The organism is Shewanella sp. QJM3NY_23, from assembly GCF_056173105.1.
On sequence record NZ_CM149657.1, the window covers coordinates 3,692,011 to 3,716,271 of the forward strand.

Consider the following 24,261-nt stretch of genomic DNA (forward strand, 5'->3'; position numbering starts at 1 on the left):
CACTCAGTAATTAGTGATGTTTATGCGTTGCTGCGCCCTGAGCCGTGTTAACCGGCGTGAGGTTCATACCGCATTTTGGGCAGGTATCACCTTTCTCGCCAACAACTTCAGGATGCATTGGACAGTCGTATTTTGCACTCAAAGCAGCATCTTTAACTGGCGTGAGGTTCATTCCGCACTTGGGGCAGGTGTCACCTTTCTCGCCAACAACTTCAGGATGCATTGGACAGTCGTATTTTGCACTCAAAGCAGCATCTTTAACTGGCGTGAGGTTCATTCCGCACTTGGGGCAGGTGTCACCTTTCTCGCCAACAACTTCAGGATGCATTGGACAGTCGTATTTTGCACTCAAAGCAGCATCTTTAACTGGCGTGAGGTGCATTCCGCACTTGGGGCAGGTGTCACCTTTCTCGCCAACGACCTCAGGGTGCATTGGACAGTCGTATTTAGCAGACGCTTTAGCATCACCTTGATGTTTTGGACAGTTATCACACTTGCTAGCATCATGTTGGCCATGATGTGCTGACGCACTCGCCTGATGTTCGCCGTGTGGGCATTTCTTATGTTCAGCTGCACCTTTAACAGGCGTGAGGTTCATACCGCATTTTGGGCAAGTATCACCTTTCTCGCCAACAACTTCAGGATGCATAGGGCAATCATAATGTTGTCCGGCTTGCTCTCCATGAGCGTGCTGATGGGCTGATGCCATCGGCGCCGAGATAACAAAAAGAAAAGCAGTTAGCACTAAACTGATAAGGGTTTTCATTGATTGACTCCATCGTAATGGTGACCGTATTGCTAGGCATTGAGCCCTGTTATAACCAAATATGGCTTAAGCAATTGACGGCTAAATATAAAATAATCACCGTTAACATCCCGTTACTGCATAAAACGACGGCAGCGGAGGTGCGCCACACCAACAGCTAAGCGTGACGTGACATCGCCCGACCAGCGCCATGCGCATAGCAGGGATTAACGACTAAAAATATATAAAAAGTTAAAGCTAAAAATCAGACCTGACATTGCAGGTAACATTAAGCGTCGGTAATAGCCGACGATGCTACGCAATCGGAGGTTTAAGTTCTGACCCTAACGAGATGGAGTGGAAATGAGGCATTTGAGTAGCCAGGATAGATTCTGAGCCGCGAAAGTCTGGCCAAGACGTGACGCTAAATAGGGTACCTGTCATCGAAATCACTAAGCAGTGAGTACAATCTCCCTTGCAATATCCATTGCCTTCACAGCAATGCTGAGCCGCGGGAAGCACATTTTGCTCGGCATCGCAGCAGTGAGCTTGACGCACAACTTCGGATGGATGACACGCATCACTATTGCTCATCTGCATCATCATGGATAAATCATGGGCTTGCGCATTGGGCACCATAGAAAAACCATTAGATAGCATTACCTGTCCCAACATGGCGAACAGAGTAAAGATAACTAATGTATGGCGGCGAAATACGTTGCGCATGAACTTTCCTAACAATGAGATAGCATCAGTTTATCACGAAATTTTTAAACAACCTTGATTGAATTCACAATTTCCCGACAAACAACAGTGATACCTAATAGTCACAACCTGTCGATTGTGTACAACTTTCAGCACCATAGGTTTATCGAGGTTGACACTGGGTTATTGCTATTGCACTTGGCGCAATGGCAGCACTGCAGTAGACCGGAAGAACCGCCAATAGGTTCCGTCTGCGCCACAAAAATATTCTGTCACATCGACAAACTCAATGTCTGATACACCACTTGCAACAAATTTCACTTTAATACAAAGGTGTTATCAACCTTGCTACATCCTTCGGTTTGCAGTAACTTTAGTTGATACGCATATATATTAATCAAATTACGATATTCTCATTAATGTAAATTAGAGTTAGAGCTAGCTCTCATTTTACAGTTATAAACCCAGATCCACCGTCTGCTTCTGGTTATACTCAGTGTCAGAGATGAAGTAAATATTAGATAAAACAACTATATTTTGGAGATACAGCGATGAACTGGCGTGCACTATTTAAACCAAGCGCGAAATACTCAATACTTGCCCTGATAGTGGTTGGTATTGTCATCGGTGTTGTGGGCTATTTCGCGACACAGCAAACATTACATGCAACCAGTACAGATGAATTCTGTATGTCTTGCCATAGCAATCATTCACTTAAGGATGAAGTATTGGCCTCTGCCCATGGTGGCGGCAGCGCAGGCATTACAGTGCAGTGTCAAGACTGTCACTTACCTCACGGTCCGGTTGATTACCTGATTAAAAAGATCATCGTGTCTAAAGACCTATATGGTTTCTTGACTATCGATGGCTTTAACACGCAAGAGTGGTTGGATGAAAACCGTAAAGAGCAGGCAGACCTTGCACTTAAGTATTTCCGCGCTAACGACAGCGCTAACTGTCAGCATTGTCACACTCGTATCTACGAGAACCAGCCTGAAACGATGAAGAAGATGGCTAAGAGAATGCACGAGAACAACTTCAAGAAAGACGCTGACAAGCGTAAGACTTGTGTTGATTGTCACAAAGGCGTTGCTCACCCTTATCCAAAAGGATAATCATAGATTTTCAGTATCAGCCTGAACATGTAAACGAAAAAAGCCTCAGTAATGAGGCTTTTTTGTTATTTGATGCAAACCGCTATGCCAACAATATCAGCGCTATGCAGAGGGTAAATGCGGCAAACTCACATATATCCCCTCAAACTCGGCACAACACTTGTCATCACAATAAAGCTCAACCTGTAAGGTCACTTTGACCTTACGCCCCTTGGCTAAAGCACTTAAATCAGCATTTGGCCAGCGCACCTTGGCGACTGGCTTTGCATCAACAGGCGCAAGATAACGGATATCGGCTTTAGCCAATACTATGTCCCCCTCAACCTGACACAAGCCCTGATTAAGCCAAACCGCTCCCCAACCTGTTAACGTCATCAAGGTATAAATACTGCCGGCAAACATGGTGTGATGTAGGTTGATGTTAGGAGCTAACGGTGCCGACACACTCAAGGTGTCGTCATGGTATGACTCAGGCGTTATCTGCATAAACTCACTCACCGGAATGGTGTTATGCCAAGTCTCACTCAATTGCGTTAATCGTTCAGCCATCTTAAGTGGCATAGGCTACACCTGCAGATTAAAGGTCACAGGGCCGTCATTGATCAAGCTGACCTGCATATCGGCAGCAAATTCACCCGTTTCGACCGCCATACCTTGCGCTCGACAATAATCCACAAAGGCGTGATACAGCTCCTTGGCTTGCTCAGGCGTCGCCGCCCCTGAAAAACTGGGACGCAAACCACGGCCAGTATCGGCAGCTAAAGTAAACTGCGACACCACCAGCAGGCTCCCACCCACTTGCTGCACATTGAGGTTCATCTTGCCATTATCATCGGCAAATACGCGGTAGTTCATCACCTTAGTAGCCAATTTTTCCATCTTAGCGATATCATCTTCACGCTCTACACCAAGCAAAATTAATAAGCCTTGATCGATAGCGCCAATGGTCTGCCCTGCCACCTCGACCTTAGCCTGCTTTACCCGCTGAATTAAAGCTATCACAACCCTTGCTCTCCTTATTTAGCCCTGTATGGCTAACATGTAAACGTATAACGACCTGTCTATAGCTTGCAACGCCACAACATGATCCATTGCTGTTTTTATTGATGTTTAATGTAACGGGTCATTTGCACCACCGCATCGCTGACCGCCTGACGCATCTTGGTATCGATAAGAGTATGATGGCCGCTTTTTACTAGGCGAGAGCGTAATAATGACGGGCCAAATTGGCTTAAAAAGTCATCCACCAACCGCTGTGGGCACACCCAATCTAACTCACCTTGTAAGATAACCGTGGGGCATTGTAATAAGGCGCCAACCTGTTGCATCAATGGGTAAGCACCAAAATAGTCGTGGCGAGCATAATGCAACTCGATACGGGCCAACACCCGGCCTTGCTCAATATTGGCAACGCTCATGCCGGGGGCGGCGAGCGCCAATTCCCAGGCCAACCAACGCTGAATCGCCTCATCCCTAATATCGCTATCTTGGCTATTAAAGTCTTGTTCAAATTGCTGCAGCAATTGGTCTATATCATTGATCCGACGAACAAACTGGCGATATTGGCAGGAAAAAATTTGCGCGACGCCGCGGCAGCCATAAAGCCAGTCGACACCAGCCGCCGATGGAATAAACAGGCCCCACAACACCTGAGCCAGCACCCGCTGCGGATAGATGCAACTGTATAGATACCCTAGCGTTGCCCCAAATGAGCCCCCCAGCAGACACCAGCGCGCCACTCCAGCCCATTGTCTGGCCTTCTCAATGTCGGTTAATAAACTGTGGAGATCATTATTATCTAAGCGGCCATAGGGTTTAGAGCGCCCTGCGGCGCGTTGATCTAACATATAAATACGTAAGCCCTCGACGCCAAACAGAGCAAGCTCATCAATGCAACACCCCGCCCCAGGGCCACCATGCAGATAAAGCACAGGAATGCCGTCGGCATCGCCATATTGGGCTAAGAATAATCGATGACCATCGCCGACATCTAACCAATCTTGGCGGATCAGCGCAAAGGCATCAAACCCGCTCATGGTCTTGTGGCATTATCTTTTTGGGGACGATTATCATCATGGTTGCCTGCATCGGCAACCACCTCATCGCTATCATCGAGTGATAAAAAGCGTTTATCTAAATATTCAGGCATGGCGGCGGTGATCTCGGCGCCAATCAGCACAATGATCCACGACAGATAGACCCACACAAACAGAATAGGGATAGTGGCTAATGCACCATAAATAGCTTCATAGGCCGGAAATTCGGTGAGGTATAATGCAAAGCCTTTTTTGCCCAGTTCAAACAGCAACGCGGCAGCAATTGCGCCTAATAAGGCATGGAAAAACTTCACCTTAGTGTTGGGTACTACCATATAGATGAGTAAAAAGGTCGCCACAGAAAACAGCATGGGTAAGCGCTCGACTAACCAAGGCACCACGTCGCCAAACTCGGTATCATTAAACAGTTGCAGCGATACCACATAAGAGGTCGCCACTAAACTCGCGCCCATCAGTACAGGGCCTAAGGTCAGCACCATCCAATACATAGACAAGGAGACCGCAAATGGGCGCTGCTGTGTGGTGCGCCAAATACCATTAAGCGATTTATCGATATTAGATATCAGTAAAATCGCGACCACCACCAAGGCGCCAATCCCCACCACAGTGCCTTTGGATGCATTAGCCACAAATTCATTAATATAGGTTTGTACGCTATCGCCTGCCGAGGGGATGAAATTATTGTAAATAAAGGCCTCGATATGCACTCTAATGCCTTTAAACACAGGGAAAGCCGACAGCATCGACATGGTTACCGCCACCATAGGCACCAAAGATAATAGGGTCACGTAAGCCAAATGACCGGCGCGCATGTTGATCTGATCTTCCGCCACACGCTGCTTTAGATGTATCATAAATGCCCAGATACCTAGCATAATGGAACGAAACAGGCTTATGTCGATTCTATTTATCACGGTATTCTCTTGATTCAAGTAGTGTTAACTGCGTAAGCTAGATTACAAGTTTAAAGACACTAGATACAAGTGTAAGGAATAAATTCATGTCTCAACAAGGTTCTGCAGGCAATGTGATTGCCGCTATCGCAAGTTTCTTTTTCCCGGGGTTGGGGCAATTAGTGCAAGGACGCATCTTGGCAGCCTTACTCTTTTGCATCATCACCATCGTTGGTTACGCTTTATGGTGGCTGATTGTTCCGGCAATTATAGGCGGTATCGCCCATCTATGGAGCATTATCGACGCGGCCAAATTTAGAGCTGACTAAACTCACACAAGGATACTTCTAGGATGAAAAACAGACTATCTGCAGCCATCATCACCTCGGTGATGCTACTCAGCGGCTGCCAAAGTGCCTATTACGGTGCGATGGAAAAAGTGGGTTACCATAAACGCGACATCATGGTTGACAGAGTAAGCGATGCCAAAGAGTCGCAGCAAGAAGCGCAAGAACAATTTAGCTCGGCATTAGAGGAGATGCAGGCACTGCTCAATCATGATGGCGGCGATCTGCAAAGCGCTTACAACAAGGCCAAAGATGAGTACGAAGCCTCACAAGAGGCCGCCGACGAGGTCAGCAGTCGTATCAATAAAGTAGAAGATGTCGCCGAAGCACTCTTTGATGAGTGGCAAACAGAGATTGGTGAGATAAGTAAAGCCAGCCTACGACGCAATAGCGAGGCTAAACTGCGCGACACCCAGCGCTCATACACCCAACTGATGCGCACCATGCGCCGCGCCGAGGGCAAAATGGCGCCCATTTTAACGGCGATGAAAGACAACATGCTTTATCTCAAGCATAACCTTAATGCCCAAGCCATAGGCGCCATTAAGGGCGAGTTTGCCAGCCTGCAAACCGATATTTCTAGCCTAATTAACGAAATGAATAAATCAATAGCCGAGTCGACCCAGTTTATCGAATCCCTCGAAGGGGCAAATTAACTGCCTATTCATAAAAGCCCTCACGTCTGAGGGCTTTTTTGTGTCTTCTGTTTTCAGCACACCGACTCAAATACAGTGAACTAATTTAAGCGAACATCAATGCTGCTTTGGCCGTATTACACTTTACTAACAAGGCGATACAGATCATCAAACCGGGCATATAAGGGCTTAATTTCGCGATTCACACCACACTATCGATAGCATAGAAGAACTAAGATCATCCCATCTCCTCTTATAGATACAAGCTATTAGTTGGTATTTCCACAATGACAATAATCGAATCTGTAACCTTAATGTTAGCCTTGGTGTATAGCATCAGTTTGCTCTATTGGAGCGGCAAAAAATGGGGGGCACTGCTGGCGGGAGGCCTACTCATTGGCACCTTGGCAATCACCCTTTACTGGCCGTTATTATTAGCGCTATTTATCGCCGTCACTGGACTGGCTATCGCCAACCGCTATCACCCTGAGCTGATTAAAGGCACTGTGAGAGCCAACACTCTAAGGGAGGTATGCCAACACCTGCTGGCACTGTCCATGTTGCTGGTGGGTTTACAGTTTGCCGCTAATGCCGCCCTACTAAAAATGGGCATAACGCCTTGGTTAATGCGCCCCGATGTAGGTGATGGATTTTTACCTATCGCGGGGGGGATCGAGCTAAAGGCCATTTTAAGTTTAGGCATTTGGGATCAAAACCACCCTGCTGCAGCTGTGATGCTCACCGTGGTACTACTGACAGGGCTATTGTGTAAGCGAGCGTTTTGCGGCTGGGCTTGCCCACTGGGCTTGGCGGGTGAATACCTGTACAAACTCAGAAAACGCGTCATTAAACGTGAATTTCTGCCACCAGCATGGCTAGACTGGCCACTTCGTATGCTCAAATACCTACTATTGGCCGCCTTACTCTACATTGTGATCGGTATGCCTAGTGCATCGATCCCCCATTACCTCAACGGTAACTACCATAAAGTTGCCGACCTAAAAATGGCGCTATTTTTTATCACTCCAGGACTGGTCACCTTAATTTGCTTCGGGGTTATTTTGGCAATAGTCGCTTGGCGACGCCAAGGCTTCTGTCGCTACATCTGTCCCTATGGTGCACTACTTGGGCTACTGAGTTTTTTAAGCCCATTTAAAATACGCCGTAATACCCAACACTGCCTTATCGAATCTAAAGGGATGAACTGTGACAAATGCACCCGCGCCTGCCCAGCGGCCATCAGCGTGCACACCCAAAAGCATATTCGCTCAGACGAATGCCAAGCCTGTATGCGTTGTGTATCCGCTTGCCCTAAAAAAGAGGCACTGCACTTAAGTACTCGTAATGGCATCACACTATCTGCCCGTGGCTTGACCATCATGTTATTCGTGCTGCTATTTATGCTGCCACTGATCGCCTATGTGAGCGGTTTTTGGGTCAGCCAGACCCCAACTGAAATGCGGATGTACCTGATCCAACATCTTAACGCCATTGGTCATTAACCCCTGACCGCCTCGTTGGTATATCGTGCCTCAATACCAAGACAAAAAAGCCCTCAACATTTGCATGTTCAGGGCTTTTAATACTTAAAGCTTAAGGGCTAGCGACTCGTAAGTGCTAGCACAGGCTTAAGAAGCGTCTTTTGAACCACGGTTGTGGCGCTTACGCTCGTTTTCTGTCAAGAAACGCTTACGAACACGGATGCTCTGCGGCGTTACTTCAACTAATTCATCATCATCGATAAATTCAAGCGCCTGCTCAAGGCTTAAGTTGATCGGTGGAGTCAGTACTTGTGCTTCATCGGTACCCGATGCACGCATGTTGGTTAGCTGCTTACCTTTCAAACAGTTCACTGTAAGGTCGTTAGCACGCGCATGAATACCAACGACTTGGCCTTCATATACTTCGGCCGCGTGGCCAATAAACAGGCGACCACGATCTTGTAAACCAAATAGTGCGAAAGTCAGCGCCTTACCTGTTGCGTTAGAGATCAATACGCCGTTAGCGCGTTGACCAATATCGCCACCTTTAAATGGACCATAGTGATCAAAAGTGTGGTAAATCAGACCGGTACCAGAAGTGGCTGTTAAGAACTCAGTTTGGAAACCGATTAGACCACGGCTTGGAATCACGAAATCGATACGCACACGGCCTTTACCGTCAAGCTGCATATCTTTCATTTCAGCTTTACGGGTACCTAGCTTCTCGATAACGCCGCCTTGATGTTCTTCTTCAACGTCAACGGTTACGGTTTCGAACGGTTCACACATCACGCCATCGATCTCTTTCATGATCACTTCTGGACGCGAAACGGCTAACTCGTAACCTTCACGACGCATGTTTTCAATCAAGATTGACAGGTGAAGCTCACCACGGCCCGATACGCGGAAACGATCTGGGCTTTCAGTTTCTTCAACACGCAGTGCAACGTTATGCACTAATTCCTGCTGTAGACGCTCAAGGATGTTACGTGAAGTCACGTACTTACCTTCTTTACCAGCAAATGGAGAGGTGTTGACTTGGAAAGTCATGGTCAATGTTGGCTCATCAACTGACAGTGGTGGTAGTGCTTCTACAGCGCCTACTGCACAGATAGTGTCAGAGATCTTAAGCTCACCAAGACCAGTGATTGCTACGATGTCACCAGCGTTAGCAATTTCAACTTCGGTACGGTCTAGACCCATGTAACCTAATACTTGGCCGACTTTACCATTGCGTGTCTTACCATCAGCACCAACGACAGTGACTTGTTGGTTAGTCTTAACGCTACCACGCTTGATACGACCTACACCGATAACACCTACATATGAGTTGTAATCAAGTTGCGAGATCTGCATCTGGAAGTCACCTTCCGAGTCAGCATCTGGGAATGATACTTTTTCAACGATAGTTTCAAACAGTGGCGTCATGTCGACACCCTCTTCGTCTGGATCTAAAGTTGCGTAACCGTTTAACGCAGATGCGTAAACGATTGGGAAGTCTAGTTGCTCATCAGTCGCACCTAAGTTGTCGAATAGATCGAATACTTGGTCGATAACCCAATCAGGGCGAGCACCTGGACGGTCAATTTTGTTGATAACAACGATTGGCTTTAAGCCTTGTGCGAATGCTTTTTTGGTGACGAAACGCGTCTGTGGCATTGGGCCATCAACCGCATCAACCAGTAGCAATACACAGTCAACCATCGAAAGAACACGCTCAACTTCACCACCGAAGTCGGCGTGGCCAGGGGTGTCAACGATGTTGATACGGTAATCGTTCCACTTGATGGCAGTATTCTTTGCAAGGATCGTGATGCCACGTTCCTTTTCGATGTCGTTCGAATCCATCACCCGCTCAGCGGCTTCTCCCCGAGACTCCAGGGTTCCAGACTGTGCCAGCAACTTATCAACAAGGGTAGTTTTACCATGGTCAACGTGTGCAATAATGGCGATGTTACGTAAATTCTCTAACACAAATAAACCTCTTACCATCAAAAAAATAGGGTATTACTAACAGCTTCAATAATAGCTATTGCAATAAAAAACGTGCCATTCTACTCTAGACGAGGACTCTCGCACAGGATTATTTTTTAGTCAGCTATGAATAATCATGATCATCACAGTGCGCACCAAGATGGTGAATGCACCATAAAAAGGCAAGGGACGCACCAATATAGTGCAGGCCAGATTACACCACTCCTTCCACTTATTTGCATCCCTTTATTATTCAACAGCTTAAAATATTGGCACGAGTCTCGCTTTATCTTGGTCAGTACCGCGTTAAGCGTAAGTTGAATGTTATAAGAAGGGCATCCCCTCTACCCTACACGGAGATTTAAGAATGTCAGCAGAATCAGTTTTACAACAAATAGCAGAACTTGAAGTCAAATTTGTTGATTTGCGTTTTACCGATACCAAAGGTAAAGAGCAGCACGTTTCTATTCCGCATCACCAAGTTGATGCCGATTTCTTCGAAGACGGCAAGATGTTTGATGGCTCTTCAATCGCAGGTTGGAAAGGCATTAACGAATCAGACATGGTATTGATGCCAGATCCAACCACTTTTGTATTAGATCCTTTTACAGAAGAAACCACTGCACTTATCCGCTGTGACATTCTTGAGCCTGGCACCATGACAGGTTATGACCGCGACCCACGCTCTATTGCCAAGAAAGCAGAAGAGTATCTCGTCTCTACGGGAATCGCCGATACCGTATTGATTGGCCCAGAACCAGAATTCTTCCTATTTGATGATGTAAAATTTGGCACCGACATGTCAGGTTGTTTCGTCAAGCTTGATGCCAAAGAAGCGGCTTGGAACTCTGGTACCCATTATGAAGATGGCAACACAGGTCACCGTCCATTTGTAAAAGGCGGTTATTTCCCAGTAGCACCAGTTGACTCTTCACAAGACCTGCGTAGCGCTATGTGTCTAGTGCTTGAAGAGATGGGCCAAGTCGTTGAAGCACATCACCACGAAGTGGCGACTGCGGGTCAAAACGAAATTGCCACACGTTTCAACACGCTAACAAAAAAGGCCGATGAAATTCAGATCCTTAAGTATGTTGTGCACAACATGGCGCATGCTTATGGCAAAACAGCCACCTTTATGCCTAAGCCAATTGTTGGCGACAACGGTAGCGGTATGCATGTACATCAATCACTAGCTAAAGACGGTGTTAACCTATTTGCTGGTGACAAGTATGGCGGATTGAGTGAAACCGCTTTGTATTATATTGGTGGTATCATCAAGCACGCTCGCGCACTGAATGCTTTCACCAACCCAAGCACTAACTCTTACAAGCGTTTGGTGCCACATTTTGAAGCACCAGTTATGCTTGCATACTCTGCACGTAACCGCTCTGCTTCTATCCGTATCCCTGTGGTACCAAGCCCGAAAGCGCGCCGTATCGAAGCACGCTTCCCCGATCCACATGCAAACCCATACTTAGGTTTTGCTGCGCTTCTAATGGCCGGTCTTGACGGTATTCAAAACAAGATCCACCCAGGCGAAGCGATGGATAAAGATCTGTACGATCTACCTGCAGAAGAAGCCGCTGAGATCCCACAAGTGGCAACCTCACTGGAAAATGCACTCGAAAACCTCGATGCTGACCGTGAGTTCCTTACTAAAGGTGGCGTATTTAGTAATGACTTCATCGATTCATATATCGCATTGAAGAAAGGTGAAGCAGAGCGGGTAGCGCGCACGACTCACCCTGTTGAATTCGAGCTTTACTACAGCTTGTAATCAATTAAGTCGATAATAAAAACCGCCTAAAATAGGCGGTTTTTTTATACCTCACACTTTATCGGGTAATCCATTATTTGATTGTGAAATGGTCATATGACAATTAACGGCCTTGTCGGCGTTATTTTTCCCACTATCGTCACTTGCCGTTAGCAATCACAGCTGGCAAGATTTGGTGCATATTATGGATAACACTGCACAGCCTCATCCATGGATAAACACATAGATAAGGTAACTTGGTCTAATGGATATTGGCTCTACTTCTAAGATGAAAATCGCCAAGTTGCAATAGAGGGAGCAGGCTATTCAGGCAATGAAGTCGGGCTACCTCATTATGTATTTTATTATCCATGCATAAGGCGTTAACCAGAACAGTACTGAACTATAGGAGGACAACATGAAAGCAAACCTGCTGATAGCTGGCATCTATTTAACCCTAACCTTGATGGGTTGTAGCAATACTCAACCTAAAATAGCCGACCTAGATGCCGCCCAAATTGAAACTAACTCTAACACCGCTCCAGCAACTGCAAATAAGTTAACCTCTACAGCGATCACACCCGGCATCTACATCTGGGGGCATGAAGTTTCTTCCTTTCAACCCTGCGATAGTCAGCTTGTCTACTGGGTACGCGCCACGCCAGCGACCAAAGAGCTAAAGCAACTCTCTTTGACACTGAGCGAACTAAGAGCACAAGCTTATCCACCGATTTATATTGAGGCAGAGCTCATCCCTATTGCGCGCGACAGTAACCCCGCTTTCGCTGACGGTTTTGCGGCAGACTATGATGGTATTATCGAAATTATTACTGTGGTAAGACAAACAGATAAAATCCCTGAAGGCTGTATCAACTAAATAAAGCAAAAATTTGAGCGTCAATTCAAAACTACTAATGCAGATGCAGAAGTACTAACGCAAAAAGAAGAACGTAAATAACACACCACAACAGCCGCTCAAGATTAGTGAAACAAGGTTGTTAAATTCACAGCCGTTTAATGTGACTAGACATGCAATTAGCCACTCAGTAAAAATTTGCCCCATTTTTTCTCAGCACTCATGCTAAATTCAATCAATATTTTGCCATAACTGGCCAAATTTACTTTTACTCATTTAATGACGAATAGCGTCTAAAATGATTTATCTTTATGGGTAAACTGCTATTATAAACAAGCCGATAATTTACAGTAGAATCAATTATGTCTAGCCGTGATCCGTTTGCCAGTTACACTTGGAAGAGCGATATTTTTAGTTGCGAGAGTAACGATATCAGCACCTTTTACGCGTGCTTAAAAGAGCAAGTCACTCGATTAGGTTTACTGGAACGAACCCTTGGCGACGCGGGACGTTACCCGTTAAATTTGTACCAATCACCGGCACAAAAATCGGGGCAACCCTCACTGTTAATTAGCGCAGGATTTCACGGTGAAGAAGCCGCAGGCCCTTGGGGAATGTTACATTTCCTCAATGAGTTAGAACCCGAACTCTTTCAACGCATCAACCTTAGTCTACTGCCACTTGTCAACCCAACAGGATTCAAGCGCGGCCATAGATTCAATAAGTTAGGTCAAAATCCTAATCGAGGTTTTTTGGTCGACAATGGTCGCGGCAAAAGTAATGATGACACCTCTGCTGAAGGTAAAATACTGCTTGAACATTCGCAGTTATTACAGGCGGCCAGTAAAGAAGGTATTTTAACTTGCCACGAAGATGTGCTGCAAAATGATACTTATATCTATTCGTTTGAAGCTAACCAAACTCCAGGCCATTTCAGCCGCACACTACGTGACACTCTAGGTGAATTTTTCCCTATTGCTCCTGATGGTTTTATCGATGATTGCCCAGTAAAAGATGGCATTATTTTTAACCATTTCGACCTCTCATTTGAAGCCTTTTTGGTCCGCTTAGGTGCCAATGTTGGCGTATGCAGCGAAACGCCGGGTAAACAGAATTTCGATCAACGTGTTTTGGCCAATAGTGCCATTATGCAAGCCTTTATCGAGCAGGTCATTGCCAGGCAGTAATCAACACCAACTCCATACAGATCGATATTACGACACCCACATTTAAGAATAGATATTTTCATTTATTAACTATATATTCACCTATCGATATTTTTAAGGATGAATATATGAGTCAATTTCAACAGGTTTCAGTAGATAAGCTGGCTAATGTTTACTTCGATGGCAAAGTGATGAGCCGCACAGTCACTTTCAGTGATGGCAGTAAACAAACATTAGGCGTGGTGTTACCCGGCGAATATGAATTTAGCACTGCCGTGGGTGAAATCATGCACGTGCTCGATGGCACCTTATCAGTGTTACTTCCTGGCAGTGATACATGGCAAAGCTTTTCTGCAGGCAGTCAGTTTCAACTGGCGGCGAAGGTAAGTTTTACCATGCGCGCCAATGACATTGCCCAGTATTGCTGCCAATATCTAGATTAACCCCACAAACCACATAGATTCGCCGAGCGGCGACACTGTCGCTCTATATTACGACTCATTTACGTCTCAAGTCGCGGCAGCCACCTCCTCTATGCATACACCTCAACTGGCAACTAAACGAGCCTCTACAATGGACTAGCAACATATTGCGACGCATAAACCACAGTAAATTACGCGATGATTTTTATTCAAAAACAGACTAATCTAAGCAAGATACCATCGTATAACAAAGGATCGCTTATGCGCACGCTACTGCTTCTCACCTTACTACTTGTTACCGCGTTCGCGCAGGCGGCCATTTATAAATGGGTCGATAAAGATGGCAAGGTACACTACTCAGACAGTCCAATTGAAAACGCTCAAACGGTCGAGCTCAAAGAAAATACCCAAAATCAGATTAAGCTACCACCAGTAGTGGTGCGAGATCTAGGCGACAAGCAACCTGATCCAGCAGCAGATAAGCCTAGCTATCAGATGCGGATCAGCAGCCCATCTGAAGAGGAAACCATTCGTGATAATAACGGCAACATCACCATTATTGGTTCGATAACCCCCGATCTTGCCAGTAATCACGTGTTGGTGCTGTTAATGGATGGCAAAGTGATGGGGCCAGCGCAAACCACTGCGATATTTAGTTTAGAGAACGTCGATCGCGGTGAACATATTTTTGAAATTAAGGCGTTAGCACAAAACGGCAAACAACTTGCATCTACTCCTCCAAGAACCGTATTTCTTCATCGAGCTAGGGTCAATGCGATACCAAAGCCTAAACCCGCTGGCGGCTAATAAATATTAATTAATTATTTTTTATTGGCTTAGCGCATATTTCGACATTTTTCGTCTCGATGAAGCTAGCTTGCACCATGCACCAAATTGGTGCACCATGTTGGTGCGATCTATTTCAGGAGTCGTAAATGCACACAGACCCTTTGCTGAACAACCTAGTGACTGCGGTCATAGTGATTAATCATGATTTAAAACTCTGCTATGCCAACAGTGCAGCAGAGCAACTATTAGGCTTAGGGTGTCACCGACTCACAGAGCATAGCCTAGGCGATTGCTATCAAGAACTGAGTGTCGATACTCAGCTGCTAATGAGCGCCATTGAGCAGCACCAAGGACTCACGGTCAATAGTGCTAATATCACTACCTTAGATGGCCACGCACACATTCTCGACATCACCCTATCTCCCATCGAAGCAGACAATGGCGGCCCCCAAGGCTTATTGGAGTTACGTCAGGTGGATCAACAACGGCGCATTCACCAGCAGTTAACTTTAGATGCACAGCAACAAGCGGCGCAGTATCTGGTGCGTAATTTGGCTCATGAGATTAAAAATCCGCTCGGCGGCCTACGCGGTGCGGCGCAACTACTCGCCCGCGAGTTAAAAGATGATGAACAACGCGAATTTACCGATCTGATTATTGAGCAAGCCGATAGATTACGTAACTTGGTCGACCGACTGCTAGGGCCACAAAAACCGACACAGCACAGCATGCATAATATCCATGAAGTGATCCAAAAAGTGCTTAAGCTGGTGCAGGTCACCTTGCCTAGCAATATTCATTTGATCCAAGACTATGATCCTTCCATTCCTGATATTGAAATGGATCAAGAGCAACTGCAGCAGGCGGTGCTCAATATTGTGCAAAATGCGATACAAGCATTAGAAACAGGCGGCGAGATCCGCATTAAAACCCGCACCCAGCACCAGATAACCATTGGTACTCTGAGGCATAAGCTGGTGCTGGCTTTATCTATCATAGACAACGGCCCCGGCATCAAACCTGAACTAATGGATACCCTGTTTTATCCTATGGTCACGGGCCGCGAACATGGCTCAGGGCTAGGGCTATCCATTGCCCATAACTTTGCCAGATTACACGGCGGGCGCATTGATTGTGCATCGGTTCCCGGACAGACCGAGTTCACCATTTTACTGCCGGTCAAAGGCTAAACTGAGCTACAGGTCGCCAGAGACACGCGCGTGACACCGCATAATGAGCATTCAACTTAAGAGAGTAAGCGTATGACAGAAAAAGTTTGGGTTCTCGATGATGACAGCTCCATACGCTGGGTCGTAGAACGCGCCTTAAAAGGGGCCAAAATTAGCTGCGCTAGTTTTGCCGCTGCCGAATCACTCTGGCAAGCACTAGAGCAGGCACAGCCTCAAGTGATCATTTCAGACATTAGAATGCCAGGCACCGACGGCCTGACGCTGCTAGATCGCTTACAGCTGCATTACCCACATATTCCAGTACTTATCATGACAGCTCACTCAGATCTCGATAGCGCCGTTAGCGCCTACCAAGCAGGCGCATTCGAATACCTGCCCAAACCTTTCGATATCGATGAGGTGATTAGTTTAGTCGAACGCGCGCTCAATCACGCCAAGGAGCAGTCACCGAAAGCTAAAGCTGAACCCGAAGTTAAAGCACCAGAAATTATCGGCGAAGCCCCCGCCATGCAAGAGGTGTTTCGCGCCATCGGTCGACTATCACGCTCCTCAATCAGTGTATTAATCAATGGTCAATCGGGCACAGGTAAAGAGCTGGTCGCGGGTGCACTGCACAAACACAGCCCACGTAAAGACAAGCCCTTTATTGCGCTCAATATGGCGGCCATTCCAAAAGAGTTGATTGAATCAGAGCTGTTTGGTCATGAGAAAGGAGCCTTTACTGGCGCGGCAGGCGTTCGCCAAGGCCGCTTCGAACAAGCCGACGGCGGCACCTTATTTCTCGATGAAATTGGCGACATGCCACTGGATGTCCAGACGCGATTGTTGCGGGTGTTGGCCGATGGTCAATTTTACCGTATTGGTGGCCACTCGCCCGTAAAGGTTGATGTGCGTATCATCGCCGCCACCCACCAAAACTTGGAAAACCAAGTGAGTAAGGGGGAGTTTCGAGAAGATCTATTTCATCGCTTAAACGTTATCCGCGTGCATCTGCCACCACTATCGCAACGCCGGCAAGATATTCCCCAGTTAGCGCGCCACTTTTTAGCCACTGCGGCCAAAGAGATCAGTGTAGAACCCAAAATACTCACCAAAGCCACCGCAGAGATATTAGCCAGCCTACCTTGGCCTGGTAATGTGCGCCAATTAGAAAATACCTGTCGCTGGTTAATGGTCATGGCATCGGGACAGGAGATTTTACCTCAAGACTTACCACCAGAATTATTAACTCCCACCGCCAGTCAACACAGCACAGCAGAACTTGGGGGCGGCTCATGGCAGCAAGCCTTAACCCAGTGGATAGATAAACGATTAAGTGAAGGGGATAGCGACTTGCTTACCGAGGTTCAACCGGCTTTTGAGCGCATCTTACTCGAAACGGCGCTTAAGCATACTAACGGCCATAAGCAGGAAGCGGCCAAACGTTTAGGCTGGGGACGTAACACATTAACCCGCAAACTCAAAGAGTTAGAGATGGACTAGCCTAGTGATACCAAAGCTGAGATAACAAAAGCCCAGCTTAGGCTGGGCTATGTTGTAGCTCTTCAGAGGGAGCATTGTTTGCCACAGTTGCCGATGATTCTGTAGCCTTGTCGCTTTCATTTGAATCGGCAGGCATTGCAGCTTGCCACAAGGCACCGACCCATAAGTTTTTAGTAAATTTCATTGTTTTGCTCCATTTTTGCTGACCAGTTCAAAGTAATACTATGGTGTCTATTAGTAAAATGAATATATGCCATGCCATAAATGCCAAAAAAGAATGAATATACCAATCAAGACGTTACAGTATTACCTGACCCTAGTGGAAAGCGCGAATTTTACCCGCGCCGCCGAAAAATGCTTTATCACTCAACCGACACTGAGCAAAATTATCCAGCGCCTCGAAGAGAGCCTAGGTCAGCAATTACTGCATCGTAATAATCAAAAAGTTGAACTCACTCAGGCTGGCATATTGCTCGAACGCAGCGCCCGAGAAATCCTCGGTCAATGGCACAGATTACAGGAAGATTTAACCAATTTAAGTGGACTCAAATCGGGCCACTTACGGCTAGGTGTTTGCCCCATGATGAGTAGTCTGCTGATCGGTTTACTAACCGACTTTCGACAGCGCTATCCGGGCATCGAATTACAAATGTATGAATATGGCGGTTTTGGTTGTGAACAAGCCTTACTCAACAACAGCTTAGACATCGCCTTTACCGCACTTCCCACCACACATGAAACCGAGCTAGCTCATCATCCCTTGACGCGCTACCCTCTGCTCGCCTGCTTACCCGAAGGTCACGCACTCGCAGATAAACAGGCGATCACTTGGCAAGACTTTGAAGCCTACCCCTTTATTTTATACAACGAGGACTTCTCACTGGCTAAATTGATCCGGCGGCTTAGCGCCAAGGCGGGAGTGCAATTAAATATCGCTTTTCGCAGCGGCCAATGGGATTTTTTAGCCACTATGGTTGAGGCCGATATGGGGGTCGCCATTCTTCCCGAGCCCATCTGCGCTCGACTCAGTAATAGCCGCTTAGTGTTTAAACCCATAGTGCCGAATTTAACCTGGGACTTAGCCTTAATTTGGCGTAAAGATCTGCCTCTCACGCCTGCTGCTGCGGCATTGTTACACTTGAGCCAGCAAGCGCAACAGGCGGCACTATCATCACCCCAGTTAAGTAATATCGACCTTTAAGGGGGATACTTTTTAACACTAAGCCGCCCATTGGCGGCTTATTTAAGGCAAAAAAATCAAGCTTAAATGGGGTCTTGGTGGATCAGTACTTCCACATCCTCAAACAGCTGGCGTACCCTGGTCTCCGCCGCATCGGCAATGGAATGAGCCTCATGCAGAGTAAGCTGACCATCGAGCTCTAAATGACACTGTACAAAGGTGGTCTTACCCGACTCGCGAGTGCGTAAATCATGGAAACCATTAATACGTGGATCTTGCTCTAGCGCTTGAACAATAAGTAATTTCTTATCGGCATCAAGCTCTCTATCGAGCAGCGATTGCGCCGAACGATAGCCTAAGTCTAACGCCTGGCGACCAATAAATAGCGCAATGAATACGGCAAACAAACCATCGGCCCACCACCAACCAAATTGTGACAATACCAAGGCGAGTAAGACTGCCGAGTTGAGTAATAGATCCGACTTATAGTGCAGCGCATCGGCCTCTACAACGGTACTAGAGGTTGCCGCTACCGCACGTTTTTGCAACATCACCAAGGCAAAAGTTAGCACTATAGCGATAACCGAGACAATGATCCCCATAGTGGCATGATTGACTGGCGTGGGGTTGATGAGGCGATCGCCACCATGAAACAGTAACAAAAAAGCCGATCCCATAATAAATGCCGACTGCGCTAATGCCGCCAAAGGCTCTGCCTTACCATGACCATAGCGATGATCTTTATCGGCAGGCACAATGGCATAACGTATCGCGATAAAGTTAACGATTGAAGCTAACGCATCAGCAAATGAGTCGGTGAGCGAGGCCAGCATACTGGCAGAACCTGAGTACATCCAGGCTGTAAGCTTGATAATAATAAGGGTGAAAGCTGTTGCCACAGCGGCGCGGCTCGCCAGCTTCACCCAAAAATCGTATTGAGAAGTGTCTTTCATAGGGTCACATTACTACTGAGTAAAGTAGGGGAAGAAACATGACCCATTGTAACTTAGTTAATGCTTAGCGGCGATTTCCTTTACGTCCCATCCCTTTAGCTAGGTTAGCTTTAAATGTCGCCTGCTGTTCTGGCGTAAGCATCTGATAGATATCATGCTGTACTTTTAACTTAGCGATGGCCGCATTTTGACGTTGCTGTTGTTTAGCTTGCACTAACGCCAACGCATCGGCCTCATTAAAACTGTCTGCGCTGAGCACTGCCAACATTTGCGATTGATGAGCTTGACGCACGTCATCGGCAGGACGATTTTGCTTCATGGCATCTCGATGCTGCTGCATTATCTGTTTAATTTGGCCACGCTGCTCATCGGTTAAGTCTAAACCACGAAAGAGTTTATGCATGCCATCATGATGGGCCCTATGTTCGCCATGCATCTTATGATACGGCGCCGCATCACGAGTAGGCGTTTCGGCAAACGCTGCTGACGACAATAAGCTTGCCGTGGTTATTAGTGCCAATAGTCCAGATTTTAGGGTTAACTTATTCATAGTCTGCCTCTTACACGCTTTTGCGAGTGGATAAATCAATTAAACTCACGTTGAGTTCCAACATCTACTAGTGTACGCCCTGCAATGTAATGCTGCGCGATAGCAAGGTAAACCTCTGTAAAGTTGCTACGTGGTTGCGCTAAAATAACCTGTATGAAGCCCTTTACGTAGACTTACATTGGTAGACGGCAATTGACACCCAAACGGGTATACTCAGGCGGTTAGCTGTGTATCAATATTTAACAGAGATTAAGGCGCATATGAATCACATATTGTTAGTTGACGATGACTTAGGTCTAGCCGAACTGCTAGCGCAGTTTTTAGAGTTAGAAGGATTCAGCTTAACCGTGGCCAACGATGGCCAGGCGGGTCTTAACCTCGCACTGGAGCAAGAGTTTGACTTAATCCTATTAGATGTCATGTTACCTAAACTGAACGGTTTTGAAGTGCTTAAGGCCCTACGAACCAAGAAGCAAACTCCGGTGTTGATGCTCACCGCACGCGGTGACGAAATAGACCGAGTAGTAGGGCTCGAAATTGGCGCTGACGACTATCTACCAAAACCTTTTAATGACCGTGAACTCGTCGCGCGAATTAAGGCGATTATCCGCCGCACCAGCCAGCAAGCAGATGAACAGCAGCCGGGTATCATTGAATTTGCCGACATCAAACTCGACCCAAGTCGCCAAGAGGTGACATGCCAAGATCAGCTCTTAATCCTTACGGGAACCGAGTTCAGCCTGCTGTATTACATGATCCAACATAATGGTGAAGTGTTAACCAAAGAGACGCTGAGCGAGCAGGTGCTCGGCAAAAAATTGATGCCCTTCGATCGCAGCCTAGATATGCACTTGTCTAATTTACGCAAAAAACTCCCCGAACGTGCCGACGGCCGCCCGCGGGTTAAAACGCTGCGTGGTAAAGGGTATATCTGGTTAACTTAAATGAAGCTAAGTAGTCTCCCCAATCGGATTTTCATCAAACTGTTACTCAGCTTTTGGCTATGTAGCAGTTTGATCATTGCCATTGTTGGTTTGCTGCCATTGTTGCAGCAAAATCATGACCAAACTAAAATGACACCGCGCCTACAAGAGCTACTTGAACGCGTGGCCAGTCATATTCAAACTCACCCAGAAGTGCTCACCTCCGAGCGTGATCAACGCTGGCATCGGATTAAAGAGATGGGCCATAAGCCAGTGCGCTTCTATCTGGTCAATGAGCAAGGCCAAGTGGTCAATACCGACCGAGTCTCTCGCGGTATGCGACGCTTCATGTTATTGGCTGAAGAAACCGGGCGCCCCATCAGTCATCAATTTAAGAGTGAGATTTTTTTTGGCCCCCATGAGTTTAGTGTCAATGGCAGTAAATTTAGCCTCTATGGCAGAATGGCCGAGATGCACCCTAAGCCTTGGTTCTTTTTCTTCGCCGATAACATCATCTTCACCCTAGTGCTTGCCATTGTTTTGTCGGGCTTATTGTGCGGCCTACTGGCATGGCATTTAGGTAAACCGCTACGCGCCTTAAAAGAGAGTGCTGAAGCGGTAGCCAGAGGCGAGTTAAGTCATCGCGCCGATAACAGCACCACAGCACGTAAAGATGAAATAGGCCAACTCGCCGTTGCCTTTAATGCCATGGCGGGCTCAATCGAGTCTATGGTCAGCAGCCAACAACGGCTTATCAGCGATATGTCTCATGAACTACGCACTCCACTGACGCGCTTACAACTCGCCCTAGCCCTAGCCCGTAAACGTGGTCAAGACTCGACCGAGCTAGAGCGTATTGGCTACGAAGCGCTGCAACTTGAGGCGATGATTGCCGAACTGCTTGAGCTGTCACGAGTTAAGCTCAACCTGCCTGAGAACCGGCATCTACTATCTCTCAATGAAACCTTAGGCCAGGTATTAGATGATGCCGAATTTGAAGCCGAGCAGCAAAATAAACAGTTACTCATCGATATTGATGAGCAGCTCTGCCTACCTATTACCCCTAGGACATTAGCGCGCGCCATCGAAAACTTGCTGCGAAATGCCATTCGCTACGCCGAAAAACAGGTGAGTATCAGCGCCAGTTTACACAGGGATCATCTATTGATTGAGATTATTGATGATGGCCCAGGGATTGAGTTGGAAACCGATTTACAGGCGGTGTTCGACCCCTTCTATCGGCCACAATCCGCCAGAGAGCGCGAATCGGGTGGCTGGGGCTTAGGTATGGCAATAGCTAAAGCCGCGATTGATGCCCACAAAGGGGAGATCAGCGCAAGCAACATGCAACCTCACGGCTTAAAAGTCAGCATCAAGCTGCCGAGATAGCAGCTTGCTCATGAAGCTGCGCAAGCCAATCGGCAAATTTTTGCTTGGTGGGGATGCGCTTGTCCGAATGCCCCATTAACTGGCTCAACGCATAGCTAAACTGATAATAGGTCTGTACATCGTCACATGCCTTGCTGCCATCATCACTGTTGATCATTGTGCCGCGAATATAATTTTTGAGTAATTCATAACGATCAAATCCCGCACGCTCACCAACGGATAAAATAATAGCCTGATTCCAATGGTAATATTGCTCAAGCAAATCATTAAATCTATCGCGGTAGACGTCAGAGGCTTGCTGCAATAACTCTTGATTAGGCATCATTCGCTCTATCACGAAGCGCTTTTGAGCTAACACATCGTGCAGACGTTGGCAGTGATGAAACAGATAGCATTCGAAGGGATCGGGATATTGCAGCTGATCGCGCTCAGCCGCAAGCAACCAATCTTGGTATTGAGCGCAAGCAACGGCCACGACTAAATCAGCCTCGGTGGTGAAATGGTTATAGATGGTTCCTTTAGAGATTTGGCTGGCTGCCACCAGATGAGAACGGCACAAATCAAAACTCTGGTGCCCCCTAAGACATCGCAGTGCAACCTCAACAAGATAATCCGTTCTTTGTTCCCAGCTACTCATAGCGACCCCATCACATTTCTACAAACAAACACATTGCAACTTCACAATCGAACCATAACAGGGTTTGTGGTCAGCAGATATTGAGTAATACTGATACCACTATTAATAAACTCAATACCTCATGTTAAAAATCGAATTGCTTGAGAGTTTTATCGCGGTAGCGGAATGCGGCAACTTGTCTAAAGCCGCCGATAAGATCTGTCGCACCCAGTCAACCTTAAGCCTGCAGATCAAAAAACTGGAAGAGAGTGTCGGGCAATCCTTACTCCTGCGCGACAACAAAGGAGTCACCCTCACCGAGTCGGGCAATACTTTACTTAACTATGCTTACAAGATGATGCAGCTCAACTCTCAGGCGCTAGATGAGCTTAAAGATTGCCAAAACCGTGAAATTATTCGCCTTGGGGTGCCCACAGATTATATTAAGCGCTACCTCAGTAGTTGTTTGCTCGAGTTTATTCGCGAATTTACCTGCATAGAGCTGGTCATTGATACCGATGTTAGTGGCAATCTGTATAAGCGCCTGCAACAAGGGGAGTTTGATCTCATCGTTGCCACCCATTGGCAGCCACCAGCTCACGGTGAACTCCTGTTTGAGCGTCGATTTCATTGGGTCGCTGCTAAAAATGGCAATGCCCACAAGCGTGCCACGATCCCTATGGCGCTGTATCCCGAAAATTGCCCCATCCGAGCACAGGTTTTTGCCAATCATCAGCTCACTATGCGGCCAATAAATGTATTGTTATCAACGCCGTCGCCACAAGCCTTATGCATGGCGGTAGAGAACGATCTTACTATCGCGCCTATTGCCGAGTTTCGTATCAACGATAATATGCAGATATTAGATCCTCTCGAACACGGCCTACCCGTGTTGCCAATATTCAATGAGGCTCTGTACCTCAACCCTGATACGCAAACCGATGCCACACTGCAACTTATTACCCTGATTAAGGCCAATGTTGAAAACTTGGCCGAGGCATGCGATCACTAACAAGCTGCAGTTATTGTCTATCGTT

27 protein-coding genes are annotated in these 24,261 nt (G+C 46.8%); 16 read left to right on the plus strand and 11 right to left on the minus strand.

Annotated features, from left to right (window positions below; all coding sequences use genetic code 11):
* Positions 1-10: 10 nt before the first annotated feature.
* Positions 11-766, minus strand: coding sequence for a heavy metal-binding domain-containing protein (locus tag AC0VXX_RS16295; protein WP_475515121.1), 756 nt, complete (start codon positions 764-766; stop codon positions 11-13).
* Here AC0VXX_RS16295 and AC0VXX_RS16300 point away from each other — a divergent pair.
* Complete coding sequence (locus tag AC0VXX_RS16300) at positions 766-927, plus strand: hypothetical protein (protein WP_475515122.1); 162 nt, start codon at positions 766-768, stop codon at positions 925-927. The genes AC0VXX_RS16295 and AC0VXX_RS16300 overlap by 1 nt on opposite strands.
* Before the next feature lie 133 nt (positions 928-1,060).
* Here the strand turns inward: AC0VXX_RS16300 and AC0VXX_RS16305 are convergent, their stop codons facing one another.
* Entirely contained in the window at positions 1,061-1,471 is a 411-nt protein-coding gene (locus tag AC0VXX_RS16305) for a hypothetical protein (protein WP_475515123.1), read from the minus strand.
* A 530-nt stretch (positions 1,472-2,001) separates the two neighbouring features.
* On the opposite strand from AC0VXX_RS16305, the gene AC0VXX_RS16310 reads away from it, so the two are divergent.
* Positions 2,002-2,565: a NapC/NirT family cytochrome c gene (locus AC0VXX_RS16310; protein WP_475515124.1), complete on the plus strand. Its 564-nt coding sequence runs from the start codon at positions 2,002-2,004 to the stop codon at positions 2,563-2,565.
* Positions 2,566-2,667: 102 nt separating this feature from the next.
* Here the strand turns inward: AC0VXX_RS16310 and AC0VXX_RS16315 are convergent, their stop codons facing one another.
* The 4 genes from AC0VXX_RS16315 to AC0VXX_RS16330 all read right to left on the minus strand — a co-directional run bounded on the left by AC0VXX_RS16315 (position 2,668) and on the right by AC0VXX_RS16330 (position 5,536).
* A complete protein-coding gene (locus AC0VXX_RS16315) occupies positions 2,668-3,114 on the minus strand; it encodes a thioesterase domain-containing protein (RefSeq protein ID WP_475517056.1) in 447 nt (148 codons plus the stop codon).
* 15 nt (positions 3,115-3,129) lie between these two features.
* Positions 3,130-3,567 carry a D-aminoacyl-tRNA deacylase gene (gene dtd, locus AC0VXX_RS16320; RefSeq protein WP_475515125.1) on the minus strand — a complete coding sequence of 146 codons (438 nt, stop codon included), beginning with the start codon at positions 3,565-3,567 and terminating at the stop codon, positions 3,130-3,132.
* Positions 3,568-3,665: 98 nt separating this feature from the next.
* On the minus strand, positions 3,666-4,601 hold the full coding sequence (locus AC0VXX_RS16325; RefSeq protein WP_475515126.1) for an alpha/beta fold hydrolase: 936 nt from the start codon (positions 4,599-4,601) through the stop codon (positions 3,666-3,668).
* Complete coding sequence (locus AC0VXX_RS16330) at positions 4,598-5,536, minus strand: virulence factor BrkB family protein (RefSeq protein WP_475515127.1); 939 nt, start codon at positions 5,534-5,536, stop codon at positions 4,598-4,600. The genes AC0VXX_RS16325 and AC0VXX_RS16330 overlap by 4 nt, the downstream gene beginning before the upstream one ends.
* An 86-nt stretch (positions 5,537-5,622) precedes the next feature.
* Here AC0VXX_RS16330 and AC0VXX_RS16335 point away from each other — a divergent pair, with 86 nt between their 5' ends.
* The 3 genes from AC0VXX_RS16335 (at position 5,623) to AC0VXX_RS16345 (ending at position 7,999) form a co-directional block, all read left to right on the plus strand.
* Positions 5,623-5,844 (plus strand): hypothetical protein, encoded by a 222-nt coding sequence (locus AC0VXX_RS16335; protein WP_475515128.1) that lies wholly within the window; start codon positions 5,623-5,625, stop codon positions 5,842-5,844.
* Between the two features lie 23 nt (positions 5,845-5,867).
* On the plus strand, positions 5,868-6,518 hold the full coding sequence (locus tag AC0VXX_RS16340) for a DUF2959 domain-containing protein (protein WP_475515129.1): 651 nt from the start codon (positions 5,868-5,870) through the stop codon (positions 6,516-6,518).
* Positions 6,519-6,784: 266 nt separating this feature from the next.
* The gene (locus AC0VXX_RS16345; RefSeq protein WP_475515130.1) at positions 6,785-7,999 is read left to right on the plus strand and encodes a 4Fe-4S binding protein; all 1,215 of its coding nucleotides are present in this window, start codon (positions 6,785-6,787) and stop codon (positions 7,997-7,999) included.
* Between the two features lie 126 nt (positions 8,000-8,125).
* On the opposite strand, the gene typA is transcribed toward AC0VXX_RS16345, so the two are convergent.
* Positions 8,126-9,952, minus strand: a complete 1,827-nt coding sequence (gene typA / locus AC0VXX_RS16350; RefSeq protein WP_475515131.1) for a translational GTPase TypA — start codon at positions 9,950-9,952, stop codon at positions 8,126-8,128.
* A gap of 367 nt (positions 9,953-10,319) precedes the next feature.
* Here typA and glnA point away from each other — a divergent pair, with 367 nt between their 5' ends.
* The 7 genes from glnA to glnG all read left to right on the plus strand — a co-directional run bounded on the left by glnA (position 10,320) and on the right by glnG (position 17,613).
* A complete protein-coding gene (gene glnA, locus AC0VXX_RS16355) occupies positions 10,320-11,729 on the plus strand; it encodes a glutamate--ammonia ligase (protein WP_475515132.1) in 1,410 nt (469 codons plus the stop codon).
* 397 nt (positions 11,730-12,126) lie between these two features.
* Positions 12,127-12,585, plus strand: a complete 459-nt coding sequence (locus AC0VXX_RS16360) for a hypothetical protein (protein WP_475515133.1) — start codon at positions 12,127-12,129, stop codon at positions 12,583-12,585.
* A gap of 341 nt (positions 12,586-12,926) precedes the next feature.
* Entirely contained in the window at positions 12,927-13,751 is an 825-nt protein-coding gene (locus AC0VXX_RS16365) for an N-acetyl-ornithine deacetylase (RefSeq protein WP_475515134.1), read from the plus strand.
* 107 nt (positions 13,752-13,858) lie between these two features.
* Positions 13,859-14,173 carry a pyrimidine/purine nucleoside phosphorylase gene (gene ppnP, locus AC0VXX_RS16370; RefSeq protein ID WP_475515135.1) on the plus strand — a complete coding sequence of 105 codons (315 nt, stop codon included), beginning with the start codon at positions 13,859-13,861 and terminating at the stop codon, positions 14,171-14,173.
* A gap of 240 nt (positions 14,174-14,413) precedes the next feature.
* Complete coding sequence (locus AC0VXX_RS16375) at positions 14,414-14,959, plus strand: DUF4124 domain-containing protein (RefSeq protein WP_475515136.1); 546 nt, start codon at positions 14,414-14,416, stop codon at positions 14,957-14,959.
* A 128-nt stretch (positions 14,960-15,087) separates the two neighbouring features.
* Positions 15,088-16,131, plus strand: a complete 1,044-nt coding sequence (gene glnL, locus AC0VXX_RS16380) for a nitrogen regulation protein NR(II) (RefSeq protein WP_475515137.1) — start codon at positions 15,088-15,090, stop codon at positions 16,129-16,131.
* Positions 16,132-16,203: 72 nt separating this feature from the next.
* The gene (glnG, locus tag AC0VXX_RS16385; protein ID WP_475515138.1) at positions 16,204-17,613 is read left to right on the plus strand and encodes a nitrogen regulation protein NR(I); all 1,410 of its coding nucleotides are present in this window, start codon (positions 16,204-16,206) and stop codon (positions 17,611-17,613) included.
* Between the two features lie 37 nt (positions 17,614-17,650).
* Here glnG and AC0VXX_RS16390 read toward each other — a convergent pair whose 3' ends face one another.
* Positions 17,651-17,797 carry a hypothetical protein gene (locus AC0VXX_RS16390; RefSeq protein WP_475515139.1) on the minus strand — a complete coding sequence of 49 codons (147 nt, stop codon included), beginning with the start codon at positions 17,795-17,797 and terminating at the stop codon, positions 17,651-17,653.
* 93 nt (positions 17,798-17,890) lie between these two features.
* Here AC0VXX_RS16390 and AC0VXX_RS16395 point away from each other — a divergent pair, with 93 nt between their 5' ends.
* A complete protein-coding gene (locus tag AC0VXX_RS16395) occupies positions 17,891-18,814 on the plus strand; it encodes a LysR family transcriptional regulator (RefSeq protein ID WP_475515140.1) in 924 nt (307 codons plus the stop codon).
* Positions 18,815-18,876: 62 nt separating this feature from the next.
* Here AC0VXX_RS16395 and fieF read toward each other — a convergent pair whose 3' ends face one another.
* Together fieF and AC0VXX_RS16405 are read right to left on the minus strand one after the other, a co-directional pair.
* Positions 18,877-19,746, minus strand: a complete 870-nt coding sequence (gene fieF / locus AC0VXX_RS16400) for a cation efflux pump FieF (protein ID WP_475515141.1) — start codon at positions 19,744-19,746, stop codon at positions 18,877-18,879.
* A 64-nt stretch (positions 19,747-19,810) separates the two neighbouring features.
* Complete coding sequence (locus AC0VXX_RS16405) at positions 19,811-20,296, minus strand: Spy/CpxP family protein refolding chaperone (protein ID WP_475515142.1); 486 nt, start codon at positions 20,294-20,296, stop codon at positions 19,811-19,813.
* 260 nt (positions 20,297-20,556) lie between these two features.
* On the opposite strand from AC0VXX_RS16405, the gene AC0VXX_RS16410 reads away from it, so the two are divergent.
* Positions 20,557-21,240, plus strand: coding sequence for a response regulator (locus tag AC0VXX_RS16410; RefSeq protein WP_475515143.1), 684 nt, complete (start codon positions 20,557-20,559; stop codon positions 21,238-21,240).
* Complete coding sequence (locus AC0VXX_RS16415) at positions 21,241-22,608, plus strand: ATP-binding protein (RefSeq protein WP_475515144.1); 1,368 nt, start codon at positions 21,241-21,243, stop codon at positions 22,606-22,608. It abuts the gene before it with no gap.
* Here AC0VXX_RS16415 and AC0VXX_RS16420 read toward each other — a convergent pair.
* Positions 22,592-23,245 carry a TetR/AcrR family transcriptional regulator gene (locus AC0VXX_RS16420; protein ID WP_475515145.1) on the minus strand — a complete coding sequence of 218 codons (654 nt, stop codon included), beginning with the start codon at positions 23,243-23,245 and terminating at the stop codon, positions 22,592-22,594. The genes AC0VXX_RS16415 and AC0VXX_RS16420 overlap by 17 nt on opposite strands.
* Positions 23,246-23,366: 121 nt before the next feature.
* Between AC0VXX_RS16420 and AC0VXX_RS16425 the strand changes: the two genes are divergently transcribed.
* Positions 23,367-24,236: a LysR family transcriptional regulator gene (locus tag AC0VXX_RS16425; RefSeq protein ID WP_475515146.1), complete on the plus strand. Its 870-nt coding sequence runs from the start codon at positions 23,367-23,369 to the stop codon at positions 24,234-24,236.
* Positions 24,237-24,261: the final 25 nt, after the last annotated feature.

What these genes read in the sequence shown, in the direction of transcription:
- AC0VXX_RS16390 (WP_475515139.1), bottom strand. Translation starts at nt 17,797, where the DNA reads ATGAAATTTACTAAAAACTTATGGGTCGGTGCCTTGTGGCAAGCTGCA.
- AC0VXX_RS16295 (WP_475515121.1), bottom strand. Translation starts at nt 766, where the DNA reads ATGAAAACCCTTATCAGTTTAGTGCTAACTGCTTTTCTTTTTGTTATC.
- AC0VXX_RS16310 (WP_475515124.1), top strand. Translation starts at nt 2,002, where the DNA reads ATGAACTGGCGTGCACTATTTAAACCAAGCGCGAAATACTCAATACTT.
- fieF (WP_475515141.1), bottom strand. Translation starts at nt 19,746, where the DNA reads ATGAAAGACACTTCTCAATACGATTTTTGGGTGAAGCTGGCGAGCCGC.
- AC0VXX_RS16360 (WP_475515133.1), top strand. Translation starts at nt 12,127, where the DNA reads ATGAAAGCAAACCTGCTGATAGCTGGCATCTATTTAACCCTAACCTTG.
- AC0VXX_RS16325 (WP_475515126.1), bottom strand. Translation starts at nt 4,601, where the DNA reads ATGAGCGGGTTTGATGCCTTTGCGCTGATCCGCCAAGATTGGTTAGAT.
- AC0VXX_RS16335 (WP_475515128.1), top strand. Translation starts at nt 5,623, where the DNA reads ATGTCTCAACAAGGTTCTGCAGGCAATGTGATTGCCGCTATCGCAAGT.
- AC0VXX_RS16415 (WP_475515144.1), top strand. Translation starts at nt 21,241, where the DNA reads ATGAAGCTAAGTAGTCTCCCCAATCGGATTTTCATCAAACTGTTACTC.
- AC0VXX_RS16420 (WP_475515145.1), bottom strand. Translation starts at nt 23,245, where the DNA reads ATGAGTAGCTGGGAACAAAGAACGGATTATCTTGTTGAGGTTGCACTG.
- ppnP (WP_475515135.1), top strand. Translation starts at nt 13,859, where the DNA reads ATGAGTCAATTTCAACAGGTTTCAGTAGATAAGCTGGCTAATGTTTAC.
- AC0VXX_RS16345 (WP_475515130.1), top strand. Translation starts at nt 6,785, where the DNA reads ATGACAATAATCGAATCTGTAACCTTAATGTTAGCCTTGGTGTATAGC.
- AC0VXX_RS16405 (WP_475515142.1), bottom strand. Translation starts at nt 20,296, where the DNA reads ATGAATAAGTTAACCCTAAAATCTGGACTATTGGCACTAATAACCACG.
- AC0VXX_RS16315 (WP_475517056.1), bottom strand. Translation starts at nt 3,114, where the DNA reads ATGGCTGAACGATTAACGCAATTGAGTGAGACTTGGCATAACACCATT.
- AC0VXX_RS16340 (WP_475515129.1), top strand. Translation starts at nt 5,868, where the DNA reads ATGAAAAACAGACTATCTGCAGCCATCATCACCTCGGTGATGCTACTC.
- glnA (WP_475515132.1), top strand. Translation starts at nt 10,320, where the DNA reads ATGTCAGCAGAATCAGTTTTACAACAAATAGCAGAACTTGAAGTCAAA.
- AC0VXX_RS16395 (WP_475515140.1), top strand. Translation starts at nt 17,891, where the DNA reads ATGAATATACCAATCAAGACGTTACAGTATTACCTGACCCTAGTGGAA.
- AC0VXX_RS16375 (WP_475515136.1), top strand. Translation starts at nt 14,414, where the DNA reads ATGCGCACGCTACTGCTTCTCACCTTACTACTTGTTACCGCGTTCGCG.
- AC0VXX_RS16425 (WP_475515146.1), top strand. Translation starts at nt 23,367, where the DNA reads ATGTTAAAAATCGAATTGCTTGAGAGTTTTATCGCGGTAGCGGAATGC.
- AC0VXX_RS16410 (WP_475515143.1), top strand. Translation starts at nt 20,557, where the DNA reads ATGAATCACATATTGTTAGTTGACGATGACTTAGGTCTAGCCGAACTG.
- AC0VXX_RS16365 (WP_475515134.1), top strand. Translation starts at nt 12,927, where the DNA reads ATGTCTAGCCGTGATCCGTTTGCCAGTTACACTTGGAAGAGCGATATT.
- glnL (WP_475515137.1), top strand. Translation starts at nt 15,088, where the DNA reads ATGCACACAGACCCTTTGCTGAACAACCTAGTGACTGCGGTCATAGTG.
- glnG (WP_475515138.1), top strand. Translation starts at nt 16,204, where the DNA reads ATGACAGAAAAAGTTTGGGTTCTCGATGATGACAGCTCCATACGCTGG.
- AC0VXX_RS16305 (WP_475515123.1), bottom strand. Translation starts at nt 1,471, where the DNA reads ATGCGCAACGTATTTCGCCGCCATACATTAGTTATCTTTACTCTGTTC.